The following is a 23618-nucleotide window of genomic DNA, read 5'->3' as shown; positions in this document are numbered from 1 at the left end:
GCCAAATGGAGCCGCACTGGCCATGATTGGAAGACAGCCATGAACCAATTCGCTATCCTTTACGAAGAACGATTCATCCGGCCTTCCGCCTGATGTTCAATCCGCCTTGAACACGGAATTGCTGACACTCCCAAGACTTCCAGCTCGTCGCCTTCGGGAGAGCCTACAGGAGCTCCCCAGAGCACGCCAATACGTTCCATGGCTGCTTCATAGTCTTGCTCGGTTCGGATCAGTTTGATGTTCATCATATGTTCTCCGCATCGACTTTATCGTACTGGGCATGAGTACCCACAAACCGAATCCAGCCGATTTGCCGCTCATAATCTACGGCGGTAATCACGCGATATTTATTGCCCGCGATATTGAAAACAACCCGCCCGCCTTTCAGGATACTGGCTGTCCTCAATTCGGCTTTGAGTGCTTGAGGCGTCGTATAAATTGCTTTTTCCATATGACGATACCACTCCGTAAGGGGTGATACCGCGTCTGCATAGGAAGGGCTGCTATCCCAAAATTCTCGCAGCATACGCCGCGCGATCACTCACATTCCCTGTTTCTCCCAATTTGGGAGGATTTTGGCTCTGATGGAACGGTATGGCAATGGCTGTCTGAGTCGTTTTTAGCCCTTTGATGGCTTGAAATGCTGTCAAAGAGCCGTGCTTCGATTTTGGCCTCAAGCCGCTTCAAGGCACGCTGCACGGTGCGTTCCGATACGCAGCATTCCCACGCCAGTGTGCGAATGCTGGGGTTGACCAGGATCTTGCGCAAGCGATTGATGAGTTGCTTGCCATCAAACGTGTATCCCCGGAAATGGGCTTGTCGCCGCAGATTTTTGCCATTCAACGATATATTGAGGCGGAGCTTAATCGGCAGGAGATGACGCGTCCGGTGCGGCATGAATGTGGCGAGGTGGAACCTGCGCTTTCCGATTTGTTTCGTGCTATGTTGAAAGAGTCCTGGGTTTGAAGGGGGCATGACCACCATCCCGGTGTTGCCGCCAATTTTCGCTTGAGCGCCTGGCTTTCGCCATGCCGGTTTTCGCTGCCTGCGCAGCGTATCCGGTGCTGTCTGTAGTGCTAACCTCCTAGGGCTGGATACCTGCCAGGACGACGGATTGAGGCAATGATGGCGCATGACTCAAACATGCAAGCGACGATTGAACGCGCGGCTCGGTTGGTGGATGCCGCCCATGCACTGATGGTCGTGACAGGGGCAGGCATGGGCATTGATTCAGGCCTGCCCGATTTCCGGGGTAAGAATGGTTTCTGGAACGCCTATCCCGCCCTGGGCAGGCAGGATATCCGTTTCACGGATATTGCCTCGCCGGAAGCGTTTTACCGGAATCCAAGGCTTGCCTGGGGGTTTTATGGGCATAGGCTGGCCATGTACCGCAAGACGGTGCCGCATGGCGGGTTTCAGATTCTCAAAGGATGGATGGGAGAGGCCTTGCTGGGCGGAGCCGTGTTCACCAGCAATGTGGATGGCCATTTTCAGAAAGCCGGGTTCGATGATGCCTTGCTGGTCGAATGCCATGGTTCGATTCATCGGCTTCAGTGCCTGGAGGCGTGCTGCGCTGAAATATGGACTGCTGATGATTTCAGGCCGGAGGTGGACGCCGATAGTGGTCTGTTGCGCTCTGATTTGCCGCACTGTCCGCATTGTGGCACCCTGGCTCGGCCAAATATTTATATGTTCGATGATCGGAGCTGGCTGGCACATCGCACCCAGGTGCAAATCCAGCGTTTGGGGCACTGGTTGCAATCCGCCGAACGCATGGTGGTAATCGAGATAGGCGCGGGCACGGCCATTGCGACCGCCCGGGCATTTACGCATCAGATGGCTTTCGAGCACCGGGCGCCAGTCATACGGATAAATCCAGATGAAGCTGCCATACACGGCAACCCGCGTCATGTGTCGCTGCCTTTGGGGGCGATGCAGGCCTTGGTAGCGATAGAAGGCGCCAGAAACGGTGAGAGATGATGTGGGTTGCCATGCCTGGAAGGGGCTAGTCACGGCGGGTCATGGAGCCAAGGCGGCAGAGCGGCCTGCATCGCGTGACACAGGCCGGTTGCTATCAGAATAGCGCTTGTGGAAAAAAGTAGGCCCCGCTGGGATGCCTCAGGACTGCGGAGGAAGGCTTATCGCTTTTCCCCGACATCAATCCGGTTGCCATCCGGATCTGCAAATACGAATGCGCGCTGGCCGTAGTCCTTGTCGCTCAGGGATTTGATGATGCGCACCCTTGCGCTTACGCACAGTTGGTAGAGGGCGTCGATATCATCGACGAACATGTGCAGCGCATTCATGCGGGTAGCAAGGTGTTCACGATTCTGGCTGAGATGGATTTCGGCGGCATCTTTTTTCAGCACCATGAAACCGACAGGATTGCCGTTTTCGAAGGTTTTCTGAAACTCGAGAACGCCCGAGTAAAAGGCCAGGGCTGCCTGGATATCACGGACGGGCAGGCATGGCGCGGTACGGCCGAAGGTGATGGACTGAATGATGGATGGGTTCATCGCAAGTTCCCAACAAATAACGGCAGGGGCGGCGATGCGCTTGCCAGGTCAGGAGCGGTGTCCCTTTTTTCAGATTAGCATGGTGCTCGAAGGATACAAAGCACAGCGTTTCCCCTCCGGAAGCAGGCACATGAAGGTAGGGATGCAGCGGCACATTGTGAGGTAAATGTGCCGCCATGCGGACCTGCGACTCAGCGCGTCGCTTCCGCAGATACGTTTTCTGCCGTGTCCGTTTGCTGCGCGGTGGCGCCCTGTTTCTGTCCTGGCAAGGCAAAGATCGAGTCGAATGCCAGGGTGAAGAGGAAGGTGTAAAACAGGAAGAACAGCAGGAGCGCTGTTTCCATCTTGATGGCTTCCCAGGGGCCAACGTGGTACCAGCCCATGTAGAGGGGGATGGTGAACAGGAACAGGCCGCCCTCGAACGCGATGGCATGGAACGAGCGCAGCAGCAGGCTGCGGGAGGTGCGATGCGTGCGGCGTTCCCAGGCTTCGAAAAGGGTGTTGAAGATGTAGTTCCACGCGACGGCAATGGCTGAGACCGCAGCGGCCACAGGCAACGAGTCGTGCGCCGGGCCACCGCTCAAGAGACTCAACAGCAGCGTCGATGCCGCGATGGCAATGACTTCGAAGGTGGCAACATAGACAATACGGCGGGTAAGCGGTTTGAGATATATCATTTTCGGCTCGCGAGATAAGGGGTATCTCGTTTCGTTAGAGCCGGTCCGTCCCGGGTCTTTCCATGAATGTGGGCATGCTGCCCTGCTGGCCACGGTTTCCGCCAGCAAGACGATGATAGCCCGTCGGGCAGGGGGAAGCAATTCTCTGCGTCGTGCCGGCGCCACCCGGTCTGTTGCATGCCATCGAGGCAAGTAGGAGTCTTTTATGAATGTCGTGTCGAATTCCGATCAAGCCGGCCCGTTGCTGCGTACGGAGCGTTTGCTGCTGCGCCCTTGGTGCGATGCGGATCTGGAGCCTTTTGCCGCGTTGAATGCTGATCCCCTGGTGATGCGATTTTTTCCGGCAACCTTGCAACGAAAGGCGAGTGATGTACTGGCCAGCGGTTTGCGTGCGGCATTCCGTAGCCAGGGGTACGGCATTTGGGCTGTTGAGGTACCTGGGCAGGCGTCTTTCATCGGTTTCGTGGGGCTGGCCATCCCGCAGTTCGATGCGCATTTCACGCCCTGCATGGAGCTGGCCTGGCGCTTGTCCAGTCAGTGGTGGGGGCAGGGAATCGCGCCGGAAGCCGCCCGGGCGGTGCAGGCCTATGCGTTCGATACCTTGGGCCGGAATGAGCTGGTCGCTTATACCTTGTCGGAAAACAGGCCTTCGCGCAGGGTGATGGAGAAGCTGGGCATGACGCATGATCCGGCAGAGGATTTTGATCACCCTTTATTGCCCGCCGGGCATCCCATGGCACGGCATGTGCTGTACCGGCAGGTTGCGCAGAGATAGCGCGGCAAGCGCCGCGTCAGGGGATGCGGTGCCGGCTAGCTGATGTGCTGTATTTGCAGCTGCCCGTTTTGCCAATGGCCGTTCTCAAGCCATACCTCCAGCTGTTCAGGTGCCTGATCGAAAAAGTGCAGCATGGTGCCCGCGCTTTCGCCCTGCATGCCCAGCATTTCTATCGAGCATTGGTCGATGACGATGCGGCAGTCGAAATGCTGCAACGGGCCATGCAGCGCATGCAGAACCGCCTTGTGATTCCAGAAGGGGTGGTCAAAGCCACGTACGCCTGAGCGGTCGATGTAGAAACCGGGATAGGTGCCGTTGTCCAGGCCGGCTTCCAGGCATTCTCCGTAGGTGTTGGAGAGCCGCAGCCGCAAGCGGCTGCCAGGAGCAAGCTGCCCGCTGGCCGTAATGTCCAAGGCATGCCGGCTGGACCACGGTACGGTGGCGATCAGGCCATTCACGGCGTGGTGCCAGCGTTTTTGCAGGCCGCTGTCACGGGCCCAGCGGCCAAGGTCTGGCAGGCGCTGGACGACATACCAGTGATCCTCGTGCTGGCGCAGCGAGAGTTCGCGTGGCAGGGTCATTGCGCCGCGTGCCGGGTAGGCCGGGGTGGCATTGCAATATAACCAGTTGTTCATCCATGCCAGACAGACTACCCGGCCAGGAGTATTGGCAAATGTTTGCATGGCGTAGAAGTCCTGCCCTGCATCCAGCAGGCGAGTGGCCTGGTCCTGCGCGGTGAAGGTCTGGCCATCAAAATGCCCGACGAAATACTGCATGGCGCTGCCGCCAGTGGGGGCGCCCGGGTTGATGGAGATGAAAAGCACCCAGCGGCTGCCGCCTCCCTCTACCGGCAGTTCAACGAGATCCGGGCATTCATAGTCCAGGCCAAGCACGCCGGCATGGCCAAAGCTGCTGCTGTGCTGCCAATCTCGCAGATTGGTGGAGCGATAGAAGCCGATTTCATGTCGGCGGGCATGGGCCACAACCATGATCCATCGCTGGGTCGGGGCGTGCCAGAAGACTTTGGGGTCGCGAAAGGAGTCCGATGCTTCGTCCAGCACCGGGTTGCCGGAAAACAGGGACAACGCTTGAGCATCGCCAGTCGCCGCATAAGCCAGGTCTTGTGCCTGGCGTGCCGGGCCGGCGCGGGTAAAGAGGGCAGCCATGCCGCCACGCCCCGGGGGAAAGAGGCCGGAACGGTTGGCGCCATCCCAGATCATGGAGCCGCTGAACGCCTGGCCGCGCGCGTCTGGAAACAGCGCCAGCGGCTGCTCTTGCCAGTGGATCAGGTCCGGGCTGGTGGCGTGGCCCCAGTGCACATTGCCGGCAACCGGCGCATCGGGGTTGTGCTGGTAGTAAAGGTGATACACGCCATGGACGTGTATCAGTCCGTTGGGATCATTCATGAAGCCTGTGGCGGGGCTGTAGTGAAGGATGGGCCGGTAGCGGTTGGCAAGGGGAGATGGGCTGGCGTCAGGGGGCATGGCAGCTGGCAGTCAAGGGAACGGGGCATGCGGCATTGCGCATTCGGTACTCGGCAGGCAAAAAATTTCGGCAGGCAAAAAATGGCCGCGCCACGAAAGGTCGTGACGCGGCCGGAGGGGCATCCCTCAGGAGAGCGGTACGGCGGCTCTCCTGCAAGAGGTTTACTGTGCCTTGCGCTGAATCACCTTCAGGCCCAGTGTGGCGTCATAGCCGTGGATCTCCTTGACGTCGAGCTTGCGCATGAACTCGATGACATCGCCGGTGATCAACTGGCCGGGAACCAGGATGGGGAAGCCCGGGGGATAGGGGATCACGAAGTTGGCCGAGACCACGTTGGCGCCGGACGCCAGCAGTTCGTCGATTTCCGGGCCATGGAGTGCCAGATAGCTGCACTGATCATCGTCATAGGCATCAAAGAAGGCCGTGCGGATGTCGCCATGGATCGTGTCGCCATCCGCGTGGTCGCGGTAGCGCGCGTCGAAGGAACTGAAGTTCGGCAGATGGGGAACATCCTCGATCAGCGCCTTGACGCGTTGGTCGAATTGCGCACGCTCCGCCGGGTCGGCCAGCTGCTTTTCCAGATCCATCGAAACCTCGATCAGCACACGCAGCAGCATCGCGATGTCGCTGCGTGTATTGTTGATGTTCGATTGCAGCAGGATGCTGTTGCGCGACGTCTTGTTGACCTGGATGTTGTACTTGTCGGCCAGCAGCTTTTTGAACGAGGTGCCGTCGAAGCCTGCCGTGCCGCACAGCAGCGTCAGGCGGGTGGGGTCGAGCAGGAACTCGTCCTGGCGAACGGCATACGCGGCGTCGGCCCAGGACAGGTCGTGCGCGGTGTACTCGTTGACGCCAGACTCCCGATATTCCGCCGGTACCAGGTTTTCGTTGGTCAGGATGCGGAAGTACTTGGAGATCAGCGGATGGTGGTTGACCGCACGACGAATCGACAAGGCGATCTGGATGGCATTGGTGACCAGGCCATAGCCTTCCAGTTCCATCTGACGGCGGGCCAGATCCAGGGTAGCGATGATCTGCTGGTTGGGGCTGGTGGTCGAGTGCGTGAAGATGGCTTCACGGAAGCGTCCCTTGACCTTCTCATGCAGTTCGTCGTGCGCCAGGACGACGGAGCCTTGGCGCAGGGCCGACATGGATTTGTGCACGGAGTTGGTCTGATAAACGCGCAGCACCACCTTGTCGGGATCAGGCACCAGCTGCGTGGCCAACAGGGTAGCGTCGTCCGGGTTGTCGCCAAGTTCTTCGCGTTGCTTGGCGTAGGCAGCGCGTGCTTCGTCGCTTTGCAGGTACTCGGTCAGTGCGGCGGCGGCGCCCATGGCGGTACGCTGGCGCAGCAAGGGCGACCAGTGCGCGAAGCCGAACCAGGCTTCGTCCCAGAGGAAGATGAGGTCGGGCTTGATGGCCAGGCACTCTTCCATGACGCGGCGGACGTTGTACACGTGGCCGTCAAAGGTGCAGTTGGTCAGGTCAACCATCTTCACCTTGTCGAGCTGGCCTTCTGCTTTCAAGGTCAGCAGCGCGCGTTTGATGGTTGCCAGCGGTACCGCGCCGTACATGGAGTATTCGGTCAGCGGGTAGGCTTCGACGTAATAGGGCTGGGCGCCGCTCAGCACGCAACCATAGTGGTGCGACTTATGGCAGTTGCGGTCGATGATCACGATATCGCCGGGAGCCAGCAGCGCCTGCAGCACGATCTTGTTGCTGGTCGAGGTGCCATTCGTGACGAAATAGGCTTCCTGGGCGCCGAAGGCGCGGGCAGCCTTTTCCTGCGCGACCTTGATGTTGCCGGTGGGTTCCAGCAGGCTGTCCAGGCCGCCTGTCGTGGCCGAGCTTTCCGCCAGGAACAGATTGGTGCCGTAGAACTCCGCCATGTCGCGAATCCAGTTCGATTTGAAGATGGATTTGCCGCGGGCAATGGGCAGGGCGTGGAAGGTAGCGATGGGGCGTTGCGCGTAGCGTTTCAGGTTGTCGAAGAAGGGCGTGCTGAAACGGTCGCGGATACCTTCCAGAATGGACAGATGCAGTTCCAGCGCTTCTTCCACTTGATAGAAAATGCGTCGGAAGGCCAGGGTGCTGGCGTCAGCAGCAAGCTTTTCCACCGAGCGGTCGCTCAGCAGATAGATATCGAGTTCCGGGCGAATGCGATGGATCAGTGTCGCCAGACGCTGCGCATATTCTGCTTCGTTGGTGCCCAGATCCATGGGAACGGAAGTCTGGATAGCGTCAACGATGGGGTTTTCCGTTGCTCCCCTGACGCTGAAGCCTTCGTACAGCACGACCGCGTTGATATGGTGGTTCAGGACGACGGCGGTCAGGGCATCTTCGGCATTGCCGGTGACCACGACGTCATAGATGAATTCATCTTCGGGGCGGCGGACGGCACGCGATTCCTGAACGATATGGGGCCAGCGTGAAGGAGAGTGCGGAACCACGCTGAGTACTTCGAAGTACGGACGGTGCGTATTGTTGCTCAGTGACGGCGGCAGGCGGTCCGCCGGTGCGCTGCTGTCGCCATCCGTGTGTTCTGCGGCATCGGGATCCTGCGCATACTTCTGCGCGATGATGGAGGTGGCCGTGCTTTGCGTCAGGCGTAGCAGGCCTTTGAAATCCTGCTCGCCGAGCAGGTGCTGGATGGCGTCAAGAACGCCGGAGCCGGGATAGGCAAAATACTTTTCCGCCTGCAGGAGATTGGCCAGCAATTCGGAGAACTTGCTGGTATCCAGGGTTTTACCTGACTCCTGGTTGGCCAGGCTGCGGGCTTGCGCCAGCAGTTCCAGCCAGAGGTCGGCTCGCAGGGAAGGGGCTGCCATCAGGCTGCCCAGGGTGTAGGCCTTTTGCTCGGGTACTGTCATCGCTACTTCCTTTGCTCAAAGGTGGTGCATTTTTGGGAAGAAATGCCATTTGCCTGCGTGCGGCGAAGCATGATTGCTCAGGCTTGCTATTTCTAGTCCATTACGCCATTTTGTTTGTGGGGATTGTATTTCTTTTTGTTAATAAGAAATGGGTTAATCATGATTTTGTCGCGGTGCAGCGTGCGGCGGCAAGGGTCATATGGCTGTCATCGGTTCTGGCTAAGCTGGCGGTCTTGCCGATTTTTCCCGTCGTACGATCCCGGAGTGATCATGGTTATCAAACAAGTTTCTTATGTTGCAGCAGCCTTGGTATCAGTGGCTGCGTTGGGCGCGCAGGCGGAAACGCTGGTGCTGTACACCAGCCAGCCTAATGCTGACGCACAGGCGACGGTAGATATGTTCAGCAAGGCCAATCCCGACATCAAGGTGGAGTGGGTTCGGGACGGTACGACGCAATTGATGGCACGGCTGGAGGCTGAGCTCAGCGCCGGGGCCGTCAAGCCGGATGTGCTGCTGATTGCCGATAGCGTCACGATGGAGTCACTCAAGCAGCGCCAGTTGCTGCAGCCCTATCTGAGCCCCGAGCGCAAGGCCTATGATGCGGCGCTCTACGACGCGCAGGGGCACTACTACGGTACCAAGCTGATCACGACTGGTATTGCTCACCATAGCCAGGCCAGCGTCCAGCCCAAGAGCTGGCAGGACCTGCTGGATCCTCAGCTCAAGGGGCAGGTTTCCATGCCCAGCCCGCTGTATTCCGGCGCTGCGCTGATTCACCTGGCCAGCCTGACCAACACGCCGGGCCTGGGTTGGGACTATTACGAGAAACTCAAGGCCAATGATGTCAGCGCTCAGGGCGGCAATGGTGCGGTGCTGAAGGCGATTGCCAGCGGCACCAAGCCTTACGGCATGCTGGTGGATTACATGGCCATTCGTGAAAAGGCCAAGGGGGCGCCCATCGAGTTCGTGTTTCCCCAGGAAGGCGTCAGCATCGTGACCGAGCCGGTCGCGATTCTGAAGTCGGCCGCTCATCCGGAAGCGGCACGCCGTTTCGTGGATTTCGTGTTGTCGCAGCCCGGCCAGGAGCTGGTGCGCGAGCAAGGCTATGTGCCGGCGCTGGCGTCGGTGCCGGTGCCAGAGGGCTTCCCGGCGCGCAGCGAAATCAAGCTGCTGCCTTTTGATGCGGGGCAGGCGTTGCGCGATGCGGAAAACAATAAGCAGCGCTTTGGCGAGCTGTTCGGCACGAAATAAGAGGTGTCGTACAGGGCGGCTGACTGGTCTTGATATCAGCAGAGGTGGCCGGAAGGTCGGTGACGATGCAACCGGCCACTTCGAGAATGAGGGATAAACCGTGTCTGAGGTATCAAGGAAGATAGGCGCCCTGCCTGTACCGCCGGGGATGGCGGCAGGCCTGCCGGCACAGGCCGCCCGTCCTGTGGAGTTTGGGAGCGTGGGCGTACGCGGAAGCACCGTGCCGGAGCGGCAGGCGCCCTTGCGGCAAGCGGCTCATGCACAGCGGCGCGCACGGCGGCAAGGATTCATCGGACGTCATGCCACCGCGTGGGGGGCATATGCACTGATCGGGCTGCTTGCTTTGCTGGGGGTGTTGCCCAGCGCGCGCCTGCTCTGGGAAGCCGGGGCGGGCCTGGCCGCAGGCGGCAACGGCGCCCTGGTGCGGGTGCTGTCCGAGCCAGGCACCTGGCAAGCCTTGTGGAACAGTTTTTATACCGGTGTATTGGGCACGGTGATTGCCGTTGTCCTGGGAGCGGGTTTTGCCTGGGCGGTCGTGCTGACGGACATCCGGCGCAAGTCCTGCTGGGTGTTTCTGTTCATGCTGCCCATGATGATCCCGCCGCAAGTGACGGCGCTGGCCTGGCTGCAGCTGTTCGGCCCGTCCAGTGTGCTGTTGCAAACGCTGGGGCTGGCGCCGGCCATGGGCAGCCCGCAGCCGCTGTATTCGGCCGAGGGGATTGCCCTGTTGTTGGGCGTGCAGCATGCGCCACTGGTATTTCTGGCTTTGCGCGCCAGCTTGTTGACCTTGCCGGGGGATCTCTGTGAAGCCGCGCGGCTGGCGGGGGCGTCGCAGGCCCAGATGCTGCGCAGCATTATCGTGCCGCTGGCGCGTCCGGGCCTGGTTGCCGGCGCGGCCATGGCATTCGTTTCATCTTTGGGTAATTTCGGTATTCCGGCCATGCTGGGCATCCCTGCTGGCTATTATGTATTGCCGACGCTGATCTATCAGAAGATGGCCAGTTTCGGCCCGACCATGCTGCAGCAGGTCGCGGCGCTTTCATTGCTGGTGGGGGTGCTGGCTGTTGCCGGTGTCTGGTTGCAAGGGCGCTTGCAGGCGCGCGCTTCCTATCGCCTGATCGGGGCGGGCCGGCGCATGGCTGCCTTGCCATTGGGGCGTGCGCGTCGCTGGGTGGAAGCTGGCATGGCCGCGGTCTTGCTGCTGATCTTGCTGGCGCCGCTGGGGGCCTTGGTGGCTGCCTCGCTGGTTCCTGCCATTGGCGTGCCGCTGGGCTGGGATACCTTGACGATCACGGCCTATATCGAAATGCTCACCCGGCAAGGCGCCACCTGGCGCGCCGTCTGGAACAGCTGCCTGCTTGCCGGCGGGGCTGCCCTGGTGCTGATGGTGCTCAGCCTGCCGCTGGCGTGGTTGATGGCACGCCAGCCGGGACGCTGGTCACGCTGGCTGGAATCTATTCTCGAGATTCCCTATGCGCTGCCAGGAACCGTGCTGGCCGTATCCTGCATCCTGCTGTTCGCCCGGCCGCTGCCCTGGGTGGGAATCAGCCTTTATGGGACGCTGGGGATCATTTTCTTTGCCTATATGGCGCGTTTCTTTACGGTCGCACTCAAGCCCGTACAGGCCGGCATGCGGCAGCTGGACCCGGCACTTGAGGAAGCGGCACGCCTGGCAGGAGCAGGCCCGTTGCGGCGCTTGCGGGATATGGTGCTGCCTTTGCTGGCGCCTTCCGCATTTGCCGGGGCGCTGCTGGTATTTCTGACGGCAGTGAACGAATTGACTGTTTCCGCTCTGTTATGGAGTGCAGGGACGGAAACGCTGGGCGTACTGATCTTCAATTTCAGTGAAAGCGGAGACAACGTCCTGGCCTCGGCGGTGTCCGTTGCCATCGTGGCCGGCGTGGCCTTGCTGATGGCATTGCTTGCCCTGTTCGGGGGGCGTTTGCCCCAAGGAGTCATTCCATGGCGGAATTGATGTTGTCCATGGTGTCGCGCAGCTATGGCAGCGCGACTGTCGTGGATGGATTGAGCCTGTGCATTCCCCAGGGAGCCTTTGTGGCATTGCTGGGCCCCAGCGGCTGTGGCAAGACGACGACCTTGCGCATGGTGGCAGGTTTTGAAAATCCTGATGCCGGCGAGATCCGCCTGGGCAATCGTACCCTGGCGAGCCCGCAGGGGAGTGTGCCACCGGAGCAGCGTGGCATGGGCATGGTGTTCCAGTCCTACGCGCTCTGGCCGCATCTGAGCGTTGCCGACAATGTCGGCTATCCCTTGAAGCTGCGGGGAGTCAAAGGGGAGGCGTACCAGACCCGGGTGCGGGAAGCGCTGGCGCTGGTGCATCTGGAAGGGCGTGCGCAAACCTCGCCGCAGGATCTCAGCGGCGGCCAGCGGCAGCGCGTGGCGCTGGCGCGCTGCCTGGTGGCGGAGCCGCAGGTGATTCTTTTGGATGAGCCCCTGGCCAATCTGGATAGGCATCTGCGTGCTTCCATGGAAGATACGTTCCGCGAATTTCATCGCAGAACAGGCAGTACCTTTGTCTATGTCACCCATGACCAGGCCGAGGCCATGTCGCTGGCGGATTATGTGGCGGTCATGAATCGTGGCCGTCTGGTGCAATGGGCGACACCCCAAGAGCTCTATGCCAGCCCGCGCAGCGAGTGGCTGGCAGGCTTCGTCGGGCAAGGCAGCGTCTTGCGGGTGGGGCATTCGGAGGCCGGACGCATTCTGGTGGGAACCGATCTGGCCCAGGCCGTGACGATGGGGGGCGCTCATCCAGTACTGGTACGTCCCCAGCATGTCCGTTTGCATCAACGTCCGGCGCAATGGGGTGAGGTCGCGGCCCGCGTGGAGGATTGCGTGTTTCGTGGCGAGCGCTATGAGGTGCAATTGACGCTGGCTGGCGGGCAGCGTCTGCTGGCCTATCATGAGAGCGGGTTGGCAATTGGCACCAGTGTGGCGGCCAGTCTGGTGCAGGCCTGGGGTCTGGAGCAGGGATGATGGCGATGCAGGAGGCGGTGGTGGCAGCGACGGTGCTGGGGGCCGAGGCAGTGGAAACTGAGGTGGCGCTCTCGGGACGGCAGTTCTATTTCATGCGGCATGGGCAGACGGCCTGGAACGCCAGTGGTCTCATCTGTGGCCGCCTGGATCCGCCGCTGGATGAAACCGGTTGCCGGCAGGCGGAAGAAGCCGGAAGGGTGTTGGCGGGCCTGGCATTCGACGGCGTGGCGGTCAGTCCTCAGTGGCGGGCTCGTCAGACAGCGGCGCTGGCGCTCCCAGGCAGGCCGCTGCACGGTTGCGAGGGCCTGCGCGAACGCGACTGGGGCGCGTTGGAGGGGCGGCCGCTGGCGGAGCAGTGCGGATACCGTGAGACCCCCGCTGGGGGCGAATCCTGGGCGGATTTTCTGACTCGGGTGCAGGGCGCCTTGCAGCAGGTGCTGGCCGAGTATGATCGGCCCTTGATCATCGCGCATTCCGGCATCTGGAGAGCCCTGCGTGCATTGGCGACGGGCGCGCCGGAAGGGCCGCGGATTGCCAATGCCAGACCGGTCCTGGTCGTACCGTCGGCAAGGCTGCTGAGCAGGGTGAGCAGCGCTGGCGCAGCGGGGCGGAACCGGCAGGAGACGTCCACGGCTACGCCCGTCCCGGCAGCAGTCCTGCATGCGGACGTTCCGGTGATTAATCTTTAATTAATTGAATTTATTGGTTTTTTGATATTTCAAGCCCGGGCTTTACATGGGATTTGCCGGGGCTGGATTCGGGGTCGGATGTTGTCTTAAACCAACAATAATCCTGTTCCTGTGCTGTTTTCCGCCGGGGAACGTAGCCGAATGCAGCGATTTTTGATGCAATAGCTACAACTTCCCTTAGCGGAGTTAGGGGAGCGGTAGGCCGACAAACGGATACGCTGCTCTTGTCACTCAAATATTCGGAGATTTCTTAAATGAAAAAGACTCTGCTTGCCGCCGCTCTGCTTGCTGGCTTTGCTGGTTCCGCTCAAGCGGCGAACTCGGTTACCCTGTACGGTATCGTTGACACCGGCCTGTCCTATCAGTACGCCAAGATGAAGGATCCTGTCTCGGGTGACACGCATTCGACCAACCAATTCGGTCTGCGTGACGGCGTGCAAAGCGGCAACCGTTGGGGTCTGCGTGGCACGGAAGATCTGGGTGATGGCCTGCGCGCTGTCTTCACGCTGGAAAGCGGCTTCAGCATCAACAATGGCAATGGTGCTCAGGGTGGCCGTCTGTTCGGTCGTCAAGCTACCATCGGTCTGGCCAGCGACGCCTGGGGTCAAGTTGACTTCGGTCGCCAAATCACCACCGTTAACAAGTACGTTGGCGGCATCGTGAACTTCGGCAGCATCTACGCTCCGGTCAACGGCACGTTCTTCTCCACCGGCGATACCACCCGCTACGACAACCAAATCCAATACCGTAGCCCGAGCTTTGGTGGTGTTGAGTTTGGTGTGGGTTACTCGTTCAGCGCAGATAGTCTGAGCAAGGTTGATTCTAATCTGTGGAATAGTAAGGCTGTTGGTGCTCCCGGTAATAGTGCTACGAGTGGGGCCAAGAACTCCGATTTCGATCGCGAGCTGAACGCTGCCATCAAGTACGCCAACGGCCCCCTGGCTGTTGCCGTCGGCTACGACCAGATCTACCTGAAGAAGGCTGATCCGGGCAAGGATCCCAAGGCTTTCATCGTCGGTGCATCGTATGACTTCGAAGTCGTCGCTCTGCAACTGGCCTACCAACACGTCAAGCACGGTGCTCCGTTCGCTGTGACCAACGGTAGCGCCGCTGCTCTGCTGGATGCTGAGAGCGTGAACTCCTACCTGGTCGGTGTCGGTGCTCCTCTGGGCGCCAACGGCAACATCTACGGCCAGTGGAGCCTGTCGGATGCCAAGGACAAGGAAAAGAAATCCAACGCATTCACCGTTGGCTACACCTACGACCTGTCCAAGCGTACCAACCTGTACGTCTATGGCAACTACACGCAAGACTACCTGTACGTGAAGGACCAAAAGGCTGCTCAAGCCGGTATCGGTCTGCGTCACCGCTTCTAATCACGGCTTCCTCCGCTGGCAGGTCTCCTGACCTGCCGGTGGTGGTTGCAGCCGGCAGCAATGCCGGTGTGATACGCGAAAAAAAACCGCCCTTCGGGGCGGTTTTTTTTCGTCATTTTTCTAAAGTTTTGTCTTGGGTGGTGTTTTTTCGGGGTGCACCCGAGGTCGATTCGAGTGGGAACGTTGCGCCGCGCCAGAGAAACATTGTGTGTAATTGAAAATGGTTCGCTTTAACCAGATATGCGCGGTGATAGGGGTTTAAAGGGCGCTGTAAGGCGCTCGAATGCTACAATAGGAAAGTTTGCATATAGGCGGGTCGGTTATGAATCTGCAACAATATTTTCCCGTGCTGCTCTTCATTTTGGTGGCGACAGGCATTGGTTTCGCGCTGATCGGAGCGGGTTCGCTTTTGGGGCCTCGGCGCCCTGACGCGGAAAAGCTGTCGCCGTATGAGTGCGGCTTTGAAACGTTCGATGACGCGCGTATGCGGTTTGATATCCGCTATTACCTCGTTGCCATTCTTTTCATCCTTTTTGACCTTGAAATCGCGTTTCTGTTCCCGTGGGCCATGGCTCAGGGATCGGTGGGGCTGGTTGGCTTCTGGACGGTCATGGTCTTTCTGGCGGTGCTCACCGTCGGCTTTATCTACGAATGGAAAAAGGGAGCGCTGGACTGGGAGTAATCCCGGAGCGGCTTTCCTGACGAGGCAATCATGGCGATAGACGGCATACTCAAGCAGGGTTTTATTACCACCAGCGCCGATAAGGTCCTGAACTGGGCCAAGACGGGCTCCATGTGGCCCATGACTTTCGGTCTGGCCTGTTGTGCGGTCGAGATGATGCACGCCGGTGCGGCGCGCTACGATCTCGACCAGTTCGGCATTATTTTCCGCCCCAGCCCGCGCCAGTCCGATCTGATGATCGTGGCAGGCACGCTGTGCAACAAGATGGCGCCGGCGCTGCGCAAGGTCTATGACCAGATGCCGGAACCGCGCTGGGTGCTCTCCATGGGCTCCTGTGCCAACGGCGGTGGCTATTACCATTATTCGTACTCGGTGGTGCGCGGCTGTGATCGCATCGTGCCGGTCGATATTTATGTGCCGGGCTGTCCGCCGACTGCGGAAGCGCTGGTCTATGGCCTGCTGCAGATGCAGGGCAAGATCCGCCGCACCAACACGATTGCGCGCTGAGTCATGGCGCAACGCAAGACTGACATCCAGGATTGACTGACATGACCAGGCTGGAAACCCTGAAACAAAATCTGCTCCAGACGTTTGGTGAAGATGCCGCGCTGACTGAAGCGCTGGGCGAACTGACGCTGGAGCTTCCCGCAACGCAATGGACGGCTGGCTGTGCCCGGCTGCGCGACGAAGCCGCGCTGCGTTTCGAAACCTGCATCGACCTGACCGGTGTTGATTACCTGACCTACGGCGTGGGCAAGGTGGGCGAGCCCTCCGGGCAGACGTTCCCGGCACGCTTCGCGGTGGTGATCCATCTGCTGTCGGTGACGCATAACTGGCGTTTGCGCGTGCGTGCCTGGCTGGAATCGGACGAGTTCCCGGTCATCGACTCCCTGATGGATGTCTGGCCTGCCGTGGGCTGGCCGGAGCGCGAAGCCTTCGATATGTTCGGGATCGTTTTCGAAGGTCACAACGACCTGCGCCGCATCCTGACCGATTACGGTTTCATCGGCCATCCGTTCCGCAAGGATTTCCCCTTGTCCGGCCATGTCGAAATGCGTTACGACGAAGCCGAGAAGCGCGTGGTCTATCAGCCGGTCACGATCGAGACGCGCGAAATCACGCCGCGCATCATTCGTGAAGATGCATACGGAATTGGGCGGTAAGCATGTCCGAAATCAAGAACTACACTCTGAACTTTGGTCCGCAGCACCCGGCCGCGCACGGTGTGTTGCGTTTGGTGCTGGAGCTGGACGGCGAAGTCATCCAGCGCGCTGATCCGCATATCGGGCTGTTGCACCGGGGCACGGAGAAGCTGGCCGAATACAAGACCTATCTGCAGGCGCTGCCCTACATGGACCGCCTGGATTACGTTTCGATGATGTGCAATGAGCATGCCTATTGCATGGCCATCGAACGCATGCTGGGTATCGAGCCGCCGCTGCGTGCCCAGTACATCCGCGTGATGTTCGATGAAATCACGCGCATCCTGAATCATCTGATGTCTGTCGGGACGCACGCGCTGGACGTGGGCGCCATGGCGGTCATGCTGTATGCCTTCCGTGAACGCGAAGACCTGATGGACTGCTACGAAGCCGTCTCGGGTGCCCGCATGCACGCAGCCTACTACCGTCCTGGCGGCGTGTACCGCGACCTGCCGGACAGCATGCCGCTGAACGAAGGCACCAGCAAGTACCGTACCGAAAAAGAACTGCGCGCGCTGAACGAAACGCGCGAAGGCTCGCTGCTGGACTTCATCGAGGCCTTTACCAATCGTTTCCCCGCCTGTGTGGACGAGTACGAATCGCTGCTGACCGATAACCGTATCTGGAAGCAGCGGCTGGTCGGCATCGGTGTGGTCGATCCCGATCGCGCCAAGGCGCTGGGTTTCACCGGCCCGATGCTGCGGGGTTCGGGTGTGGTGTGGGACTTGCGCAAGTTCCAGCCGTATGAAGTCTATGACCTGATGGATTTTGATATTCCTGTCGGCGTCAACGGCGACTGCTATGACCGCTATCTGGTGCGCGTCAATGAAATGCGCCAGAGCAATCGCATCATCAAACAGTGCGTTGAGTGGCTGCGCAACAATCCCGGTCCCGTCATGGTGGACAACCACAAGGTGGCGCCGCCCAAGCGTACCGGGATGAAGAGCAGCATGGAAGAGCTGATTCACCACTTCAAGCTCTTTTCGGAAGGGTTCCATGTGCCGCCTGGCGAAGTCTATGCCGCAGTGGAACACCCCAAGGGCGAATTTGGTGTGCACGTGGTTTCCGACGGGGCCAACAAGCCTTACCGTCTGAAGATCCGCGCGCCCGGATTCACGCACTTGCAGGCGCTGGACGAGATGTCGCGCGGCCACATGCTGGCCGATGCCGTAACCATCATCGGTACGCAGGACATCGTGTTCGGGGAAATCGACCGCTGAGCGGCCGGTTTTCTCCCTTTACATACACGGATTCAAAATTATGCTGCTTTCCGAACAGGCATATCAGAAGATCGACAGGGAACTGGCCAAGTACCCTGGCGACCAGAGGCAGTCTGCCATCATGGCGGCCCTGGGCATTGCACAGGTGGAGAAGGGCTGGGTGTCGGCCGAAGTCATCGAGGACGTTGCCGGCTATATCGGCGTTCCTCCTATCGCCGTGCAAGAGGTCGCCACCTTCTACAACATGTTCGATGTGCGCCCGGTCGGCCGCATCAAGGTCACGGTCTGCACCAACCTGCCCTGTGCCCTGCGCGGTGGCGAACAGGCGGCTGAAGTCGTGCAGCGCAAGCTGGGCGTGAGCCTGGGTGAAACCACGCCGGATGGCATGTTCACCGTTGTCGAGGGCGAGTGCATGGGCGCCTGTGGTGATGCCCCCGTGCTGCTGGTCAATAACCGGCACATGTGCGTGCGCATGTCCGAAGAGCGCCTGGATGCCATGCTGGACAGCCTCAAGGCGGAAGCAGCCAAACTGCAAGGAGAATCGGCATGACGACGATGCTCGAACACCCGTTGGCCGCACTGGATCTCAGCAAGTTCTCGCAGGGCCTGGAGCCCAATCCGCTGAACGACCTGAGCCAGTCCATGTGCTTCCACGATCGCCATATCGAGCCGCAGATCCTGGCAGGTATCGACGGCAGCAACTGGCACCTGGAAGATTACGTCAAGCGTGGCGGCTATGAAGCCCTGCGCAAAGTGTTGACGTCCGGCATGAAGCCCGAAGATGTCATTGCCGAGGTCAAGGCGTCCGGGCTGCGTGGCCGTGGCGGCGCAGGCTTCCCCACCGGTCTGAAGTGGAGCTTCATGCCGCGTACCTTCCCGGGCCAGAAGTACCTGGTCTGTAACTCCGATGAAGGCGAGCCGGGTACGTTCAAGGATCGCGACATTCTGCGCTTCAACCCGCATGTGGTTATCGAAGGCATGGCCATCGCCGCCTATGCCATGGGTATCAGCGAAGGCTATAACTACATCCACGGCGAAATCTTCGAAGTGTACGAACGCTTCGAGGCTGCGCTGGAAGAGGCCCGCAAGGCAGGCTTCCTGGGCGACAACATCCTGGGCTCCGGCTTCAGCTTCCAGCTGAACGCCTTCCACGGCTATGGTGCCTACATCTGTGGCGAGGAAACCGCGCTGCTCGAATCGCTGGAAGGCAAAAAAGGCCAGCCGCGCTTCAAGCCGCCGTTCCCTGCAAGCTTCGGCCTGTACGGCAAGCCCACGACCATCAACAACACCGAAACTTTCGCGGCAGTGCCCTGGATCATCCGCAATGGCGGCCAGGCCTATCTGGAAGTGGGTAAGCCCAACAACGGCGGCACCAAGATCTATTCCATTTCCGGTGATATCGAGCGTCCCGGCTGCTATGAGATTCCGATGGGCACGCCCTTCAGCAAGCTGCTGGAGCTGGCGGGTGGCGTCAGTGGCGGTCGCAAGCTGAAGGCGGTCATTCCCGGCGGTTCGAGCGCCCCGGTGCTGCCTGCCGACATCATGATGGAATGCACCATGGACTACGACAGCATCTCCAAGGCCGGCTCCATGCTGGGCTCGGGGGCTGTGATCGTCATGGACGAGCGCCGTTGCATGGTGAAGTCGCTGCTGCGTCTTTCGTACTTCTATCACGAAGAAAGCTGCGGCCAGTGCACGCCCTGCCGTGAGGGCACGGGCTGGCTGTACCGGATCGTCAAGCGTATCTACAACGGCGAGGGCCGTCCCGAGGATCTGGAACTGCTCGATAGCGTGGCAGGCAACATCATGGGCCGCACCATCTGCGCCCTGGGTGACGCCGCGGCTATGCCGGTGCGTGCTTTCCTGAAGCACTACCGGCACGAGTTCATGCACTACATCGAGCACAAGCGGGGCGTCGTTGCCCCGTATCTGTGAGACAGAGGATTCAAAATGGTTGAATTGACCATAGACGGCCGGGTCGTCGAGGTGCCGGAAGGCAGCATGGTGATGCACGCTGCCCACAAGCTGGGCGTGTACGTTCCGCATTTCTGCTATCACAAGAAACTGTCCATCGCGGCCAACTGCCGTATGTGTCTGGTCGAAGTGGAAAAGGCGCCCAAGGCTTTGCCGGCCTGCGCGACGCCTGCCACCAACGGCATGGTGGTGCATACCAGTTCGGAGCGTGCTGTCGCGGCTCAGAAGAGCGTGATGGAGTTCCTGCTGATCAATCACCCGCTGGATTGCCCCATTTGCGACCAGGGTGGCGAATGCCAGCTGCAGGATCTGGCGGTAGGCTACGGCGGTTCTTCTTCGCGCTACAACGAAGAGAAACGTGTCGTATTCCACAAGGATCTCGGCCCGCTGGTGTCGGCCGAGGAAATGAGCCGCTGCATCCATTGCACCCGCTGCGTACGTTTCGGCCAGGAAATCGCCGGCGTCATGGAGCTGGGCATGATCAAGCGCGGCGAGCACTCCGAAATCACCACGTTCGTGGGGCGTTCGATCGAATCCGAGCTGTCGGGCAACATGATCGACCTCTGTCCCGTCGGTGCCTTGACCTCCAAGCCGTTCCGCTACCAGGCCCGTACCTGGGAACTGGCGCGCCGCCGCGCCGTCAGCCCGCACGACAGCGTGGGCGCGAACCTGGTGGTTCAGGTCAAGGATAACAAGGTGCTGCGCGTCGTTCCCTTCGAGAATGATGCCGTCAACGAATGCTGGATCAGCGACCGTGACCGCTTCTCCTACGAAGGCCTGAACGTCGAAGACCGTCTGACGGTGCCGATGCTTAAGAGCTGTGATGGCCGCTGGCGCGAGATTTCCTGGGCGGAAGCCCTGGAAGCCGTGGCCGAAGGCCTGGGCCGCGTGCGCGAAAGCCATGGTGGCAACGATATCGGCTTCCTGGCGTCGGAAAATGCGACCGTCGAGGAATATGCGCTGCTGGCCCGTCTGGGACGTGCGCTGGGCTCCGAAAATATTGATTTCCGCCTGCGCCAGACCGATGCCGGTCTTGATGCCGCCCTGGAAGGAACCCCCTGGCTGGGCATGCCCATCACCGACCTGGATAACCGCGATGTCGTCCTGGTCGTAGGCTCGTTCCTGCGCAAGGATCACCCCTTGTTTGCGCAGCGTCTGCGTCAGGCAGCCAAGCGCGGCACCAAGGTTATTCTGGTTGACAGTGCGGCGGACGATCCTCTGCTGCCGGTGGCGGCCCGCATTACCGTGGCGCCTTCCGAGTTGCCGCGCGCCCTGGCTGAAATTGCCGTGGCGCTGGCTGCCACCAAGGAAACCCAGGCTCCTGCCGCCTTCGCGGGCGTTCAGGCAGGGCAGGCCGCACAGGCCATCGCAGCGCTGCTGGCCGGTTCGCAACAGGGCGCCGTGCTGCTGGGCAACCTGGCGGTGAATTCGCCGGATGCCAAGCTGCTGGCTGCCAATGCGCAATGGATTGCGGATAGCACTGGCGCCACCTTGGGCCATTTGACGGCTGGCGGCAATACGGTGGGCGGCTATCTGGCCGGCGCCGTGCCGGGCTCTGGCGGCAAGAATGCCGCAGCCATGCTGGCCGAACCGATGCGTGCCTATGTGGTGCTGCATGCCGAGCCCCAGCTCGATAGCGATAACGCGCCGCAGGCACTGAGCGCGCTGCGCGGTTCGCAGTTCACCGTGGCGCTGACGTCCTATCGCAGCGCTGCCGAGAGCTGGGCCGACATCATGCTGCCGGTGGCGCCGTTCACCGAAACCTCCGGTACTTACGTCAACGCGGCCGGTCTGGCGCAAAGCTTCAAGGGCACGACTGCGCCCTTGGGCCAGGCCCGTCCGGCCTGGAAGGTGCTGCGTGTCTTGGGTAATGTGCTCAAGTTGGCTGGTTTCGATGACGAAACCTCTGAATCCGTGCGTGATACGGCACTGGCTGGCGACATTCCCGCCCGTCTGTCCAATCGCGTCAAGGCCGAGCCCGGTCTGCCTGCGGCACGTGCCGAAGGTTCGCTGGAGCGCCTGGCGGATCTGCCCATCTTCCGTACCGACGCCATTGTGCGTCGTGCCGAATCGTTGCAGGAAGCAGCCGCTTCACGCGCGCCCAAGGCTCGCATGAATGCCGCCACGCTGGAACGCCTGGGCCTGGAAGAGGGTGTCAAGGTTCGTGTGCGCTCGACTCAGGGCGAAGCGGAACTGACGGCTGCGCGTGATGACAAGGTGGCTGATGGCGCCGTGCGCGTCGCTGCCGGTTTCGAACAGACTGCGGCGCTGGGCAGCGCCTTCGGTGCAATTTCGGTGGAGCGTGTCTGACATGAGCTGGCTCGATGTGATCAATAGCCACGGTGAGGCTCTGCTGGGCCCGACCGGCTGGCTGGTGGTGTGGACGGTGATCAAGATTCTCGTGATCTCGCTGCCCATCATTATCTGTGTGGCGTTCCTGACGTACTGGGAACGCAAGATGATCGGCTTCATGCACGTGCGCCGCGGCCCGAACCGCGTCGGTCCGCGTGGTTTGCTGCAGCCGTTCGCCGATGTGTTCAAGCTGCTGACCAAGGAAGTCGTGGTTCCCAGCCAGGCCAACAAGGTGCTGTTCATCATCGCTCCGGTAGTGGTGCTGATGCCGGCACTGGCTGCCTGGGCCGTGGTTCCCTTCGGCCCGGAAGTTGTGCTGGCCGATGTGAATGCAGGCCTGCTGTACGTGATGGCCATTACCTCGCTGGGGGTGTATGGCGTGATCGTTGCCGGCTGGGCGTCCAACTCCAAGTACGCCTTGCTGGCTGCCATGCGGGCTTCGGCGCAGATGCTGTCCTACGAGCTGGCCATCAGCTTCGTGCTGCTGGTCGTGGTGCTGGTGTCCGGCAGCATGAACATGTCCGAGATCGTCAATGTGCAGCTGCGCGGCACGTTTGCCGACATGGGCCTGACTTTCCTGTCCTGGAACTGGTTGCCGCTGCTGCCGCTGTTCGTCATCTACATCATCTGTATGGTGGCTGAAACCAACCGCCACCCGTTCGATGTGGTGGAAGGCGAATCGGAAATCGTGGCCGGCCACATGGTCGAGTACTCGGGCATGGCCTTCGCGCTGTTCTTCCTGGGTGAATACGCCAACATGATCTTCCTGTCGGCGATGGCGTCGATCATGTTCCTGGGCGGCTGGTCTTCGCCGCTGGATATCGCGCCGTTGACCTGGGTGCCGGGCTGGCTCTGGCTGGCTTTGAAGACTTTCGTTGTAGTGTCCCTTTTCATCTGGTTCCGTGCGTCGTTCCCGCGTTACCGCTATGACCACATCATGCGTCTGGGCTGGAAGATTTTCATCCCCCTGACCGGTGTGTGGCTGGTGGTGGTGGCGATCTGGATGCAGACCCCCTGGAATATCTGGAACTGAAGCGGACGAGCAGAGGCAAGATATGGAAGCGATCAAGGATTTTCTCGGCAGCCTGATGCTGTCGGAACTGCTCAAGGGCATGCGCCTGACCGGCAGGTATTTTTTCCGGCGCAAGATCACATTGCGCTACCCGTTTGAGAAAACGCCGGCTTCGCCGCGTTTCCGTGGCCTGCACGCCTTGCGCCGCTACCCCAATGGGGAAGAGCGCTGCATCGCCTGCAAGCTGTGCGAAGCGGTCTGTCCGGCCATGGCGATCACGATCGAATCGGGCGAACGCGACGACGGCACCCGCCGTACCACGCGTTACGACATCGACCTGACCAAATGCATTTTCTGTGGCTTCTGCGAAGAGAGCTGCCCGGTGGACTCCATCGTCGAAACGCACATCCATGAATACCATGGGGAAAAGCGTGGCGATCTGTACTTCACCAAGGACATGCTGCTGGCCGTGGGCGACCGCTACGAAAATGAAATCGCCAAACGGCGCGCGGCCGACGCGCCCTATCGTTGATAACGGGG

General features: G+C 60.4%; 23 protein-coding genes. 16 read left to right on the top strand and 7 right to left on the bottom strand.

Annotated elements, in window-relative coordinates; translation table 11 throughout:
• Nucleotides 1-59: 59 nt before the first annotated feature.
• Genes ACNA1V_RS05400 through ACNA1V_RS05390 form a run of 3 tightly spaced genes read right to left on the bottom strand, consistent with a single transcriptional unit; the run spans nucleotide 60 to nucleotide 984 of the window.
• The gene (locus tag ACNA1V_RS05400) at nucleotides 60-248 is read right to left on the bottom strand and encodes a hypothetical protein (protein WP_415832559.1); all 189 of its coding nucleotides are present in this window, start codon (nucleotides 246-248) and stop codon (nucleotides 60-62) included.
• Nucleotides 245-526, bottom strand: a complete 282-nt coding sequence (locus ACNA1V_RS05395; RefSeq protein WP_415832549.1) for a type II toxin-antitoxin system HigB family toxin — start codon at nucleotides 524-526, stop codon at nucleotides 245-247. Before ACNA1V_RS05395 ends, ACNA1V_RS05400 begins: the two co-directional genes overlap by 4 nt.
• A gap of 11 nt (nucleotides 527-537) precedes the next feature.
• Nucleotides 538-984 (bottom strand): helix-turn-helix domain-containing protein, encoded by a 447-nt coding sequence (locus ACNA1V_RS05390; protein WP_415832548.1) that lies wholly within the window; start codon nucleotides 982-984, stop codon nucleotides 538-540.
• A gap of 138 nt (nucleotides 985-1122) precedes the next feature.
• On the opposite strand from ACNA1V_RS05390, the gene ACNA1V_RS05385 reads away from it, so the two are divergent.
• Nucleotides 1123-1980, top strand: a complete 858-nt coding sequence (locus tag ACNA1V_RS05385) for an SIR2 family NAD-dependent protein deacylase (RefSeq protein ID WP_415832547.1) — start codon at nucleotides 1123-1125, stop codon at nucleotides 1978-1980.
• A 158-nt stretch (nucleotides 1981-2138) separates the two neighbouring features.
• Here ACNA1V_RS05385 and ACNA1V_RS05380 read toward each other — a convergent pair whose 3' ends face one another.
• Nucleotides 2139-2516 carry a glyoxalase superfamily protein gene (locus ACNA1V_RS05380; protein ID WP_415832545.1) on the bottom strand — a complete coding sequence of 126 codons (378 nt, stop codon included), beginning with the start codon at nucleotides 2514-2516 and terminating at the stop codon, nucleotides 2139-2141.
• A gap of 191 nt (nucleotides 2517-2707) precedes the next feature.
• Nucleotides 2708-3193, bottom strand: a complete 486-nt coding sequence (locus ACNA1V_RS05375) for a PACE efflux transporter (protein WP_415832544.1) — start codon at nucleotides 3191-3193, stop codon at nucleotides 2708-2710.
• 214 nt (nucleotides 3194-3407) lie between these two features.
• Here ACNA1V_RS05375 and ACNA1V_RS05370 point away from each other — a divergent pair, with 214 nt between their 5' ends.
• Nucleotides 3408-3968 carry a GNAT family N-acetyltransferase gene (locus ACNA1V_RS05370; RefSeq protein WP_415832543.1) on the top strand — a complete coding sequence of 187 codons (561 nt, stop codon included), beginning with the start codon at nucleotides 3408-3410 and terminating at the stop codon, nucleotides 3966-3968.
• A gap of 35 nt (nucleotides 3969-4003) precedes the next feature.
• On the opposite strand, the gene ACNA1V_RS05365 is transcribed toward ACNA1V_RS05370, so the two are convergent.
• Nucleotides 4004-5452 (bottom strand): glycoside hydrolase family 32 protein, encoded by a 1449-nt coding sequence (locus ACNA1V_RS05365; protein WP_415832542.1) that lies wholly within the window; start codon nucleotides 5450-5452, stop codon nucleotides 4004-4006.
• A gap of 162 nt (nucleotides 5453-5614) precedes the next feature.
• Nucleotides 5615-8323 (bottom strand): aminotransferase class I/II-fold pyridoxal phosphate-dependent enzyme, encoded by a 2709-nt coding sequence (locus ACNA1V_RS05360; protein WP_415832541.1) that lies wholly within the window; start codon nucleotides 8321-8323, stop codon nucleotides 5615-5617.
• Between the two features lie 270 nt (nucleotides 8324-8593).
• Here ACNA1V_RS05360 and ACNA1V_RS05355 point away from each other — a divergent pair, with 270 nt between their 5' ends.
• From ACNA1V_RS05355 to nuoI, 14 genes are all read left to right on the top strand, one after another.
• Nucleotides 8594-9574, top strand: a complete 981-nt coding sequence (locus ACNA1V_RS05355; RefSeq protein WP_415832540.1) for an ABC transporter substrate-binding protein — start codon at nucleotides 8594-8596, stop codon at nucleotides 9572-9574.
• A 100-nt stretch (nucleotides 9575-9674) separates the two neighbouring features.
• Entirely contained in the window at nucleotides 9675-11549 is a 1875-nt protein-coding gene (locus tag ACNA1V_RS05350; RefSeq protein ID WP_415832539.1) for an ABC transporter permease, read from the top strand.
• Complete coding sequence (locus ACNA1V_RS05345) at nucleotides 11537-12571, top strand: ABC transporter ATP-binding protein (protein WP_415832538.1); 1035 nt, start codon at nucleotides 11537-11539, stop codon at nucleotides 12569-12571. The genes ACNA1V_RS05350 and ACNA1V_RS05345 overlap by 13 nt, the downstream gene beginning before the upstream one ends.
• Entirely contained in the window at nucleotides 12568-13260 is a 693-nt protein-coding gene (locus tag ACNA1V_RS05340; RefSeq protein ID WP_415832537.1) for a histidine phosphatase family protein, read from the top strand. Before ACNA1V_RS05345 ends, ACNA1V_RS05340 begins: the two co-directional genes overlap by 4 nt.
• Before the next feature lie 254 nt (nucleotides 13261-13514).
• Nucleotides 13515-14636: a porin gene (locus ACNA1V_RS05335; protein WP_415832536.1), complete on the top strand. Its 1122-nt coding sequence runs from the start codon at nucleotides 13515-13517 to the stop codon at nucleotides 14634-14636.
• Nucleotides 14637-14958: 322 nt separating this feature from the next.
• Complete coding sequence (locus ACNA1V_RS05330) at nucleotides 14959-15318, top strand: NADH-quinone oxidoreductase subunit A (RefSeq protein ID WP_415832535.1); 360 nt, start codon at nucleotides 14959-14961, stop codon at nucleotides 15316-15318.
• Nucleotides 15319-15348: 30 nt separating this feature from the next.
• On the top strand, nucleotides 15349-15825 hold the full coding sequence (locus ACNA1V_RS05325) for a NuoB/complex I 20 kDa subunit family protein (RefSeq protein ID WP_068366901.1): 477 nt from the start codon (nucleotides 15349-15351) through the stop codon (nucleotides 15823-15825).
• Nucleotides 15826-15866: 41 nt separating this feature from the next.
• The gene (locus tag ACNA1V_RS05320) at nucleotides 15867-16481 is read left to right on the top strand and encodes an NADH-quinone oxidoreductase subunit C (RefSeq protein ID WP_415832534.1); all 615 of its coding nucleotides are present in this window, start codon (nucleotides 15867-15869) and stop codon (nucleotides 16479-16481) included.
• Between the two features lie 2 nt (nucleotides 16482-16483).
• Nucleotides 16484-17740, top strand: coding sequence for an NADH-quinone oxidoreductase subunit D (locus ACNA1V_RS05315; protein ID WP_415832533.1), 1257 nt, complete (start codon nucleotides 16484-16486; stop codon nucleotides 17738-17740).
• A 40-nt stretch (nucleotides 17741-17780) separates the two neighbouring features.
• The gene (gene nuoE, locus ACNA1V_RS05310) at nucleotides 17781-18290 is read left to right on the top strand and encodes an NADH-quinone oxidoreductase subunit NuoE (RefSeq protein ID WP_415832532.1); all 510 of its coding nucleotides are present in this window, start codon (nucleotides 17781-17783) and stop codon (nucleotides 18288-18290) included.
• A gap of 20 nt (nucleotides 18291-18310) precedes the next feature.
• Complete coding sequence (gene nuoF, locus ACNA1V_RS05305; RefSeq protein ID WP_415832558.1) at nucleotides 18311-19675, top strand: NADH-quinone oxidoreductase subunit NuoF; 1365 nt, start codon at nucleotides 18311-18313, stop codon at nucleotides 19673-19675.
• Between the two features lie 15 nt (nucleotides 19676-19690).
• Nucleotides 19691-22024 carry an NADH-quinone oxidoreductase subunit NuoG gene (gene nuoG, locus ACNA1V_RS05300; protein WP_415832531.1) on the top strand — a complete coding sequence of 778 codons (2334 nt, stop codon included), beginning with the start codon at nucleotides 19691-19693 and terminating at the stop codon, nucleotides 22022-22024.
• A gap of 1 nt (nucleotide 22025) precedes the next feature.
• Nucleotides 22026-23099, top strand: coding sequence for an NADH-quinone oxidoreductase subunit NuoH (gene nuoH, locus ACNA1V_RS05295; RefSeq protein ID WP_415832530.1), 1074 nt, complete (start codon nucleotides 22026-22028; stop codon nucleotides 23097-23099).
• Nucleotides 23100-23121: 22 nt separating this feature from the next.
• Nucleotides 23122-23610: an NADH-quinone oxidoreductase subunit NuoI gene (gene nuoI, locus ACNA1V_RS05290; protein ID WP_415832529.1), complete on the top strand. Its 489-nt coding sequence runs from the start codon at nucleotides 23122-23124 to the stop codon at nucleotides 23608-23610.
• Nucleotides 23611-23618: the final 8 nt, after the last annotated feature.

It is taken from the genome of Kerstersia similis, from assembly GCF_965139615.1.
In the GTDB taxonomy this organism is placed as follows: domain Bacteria; phylum Pseudomonadota; class Gammaproteobacteria; order Burkholderiales; family Burkholderiaceae_B; genus Kerstersia; species Kerstersia similis.
Note: the sequence above shows the minus strand (reverse complement) of the source record. Positions and strands in the feature narration are given on the sequence as shown.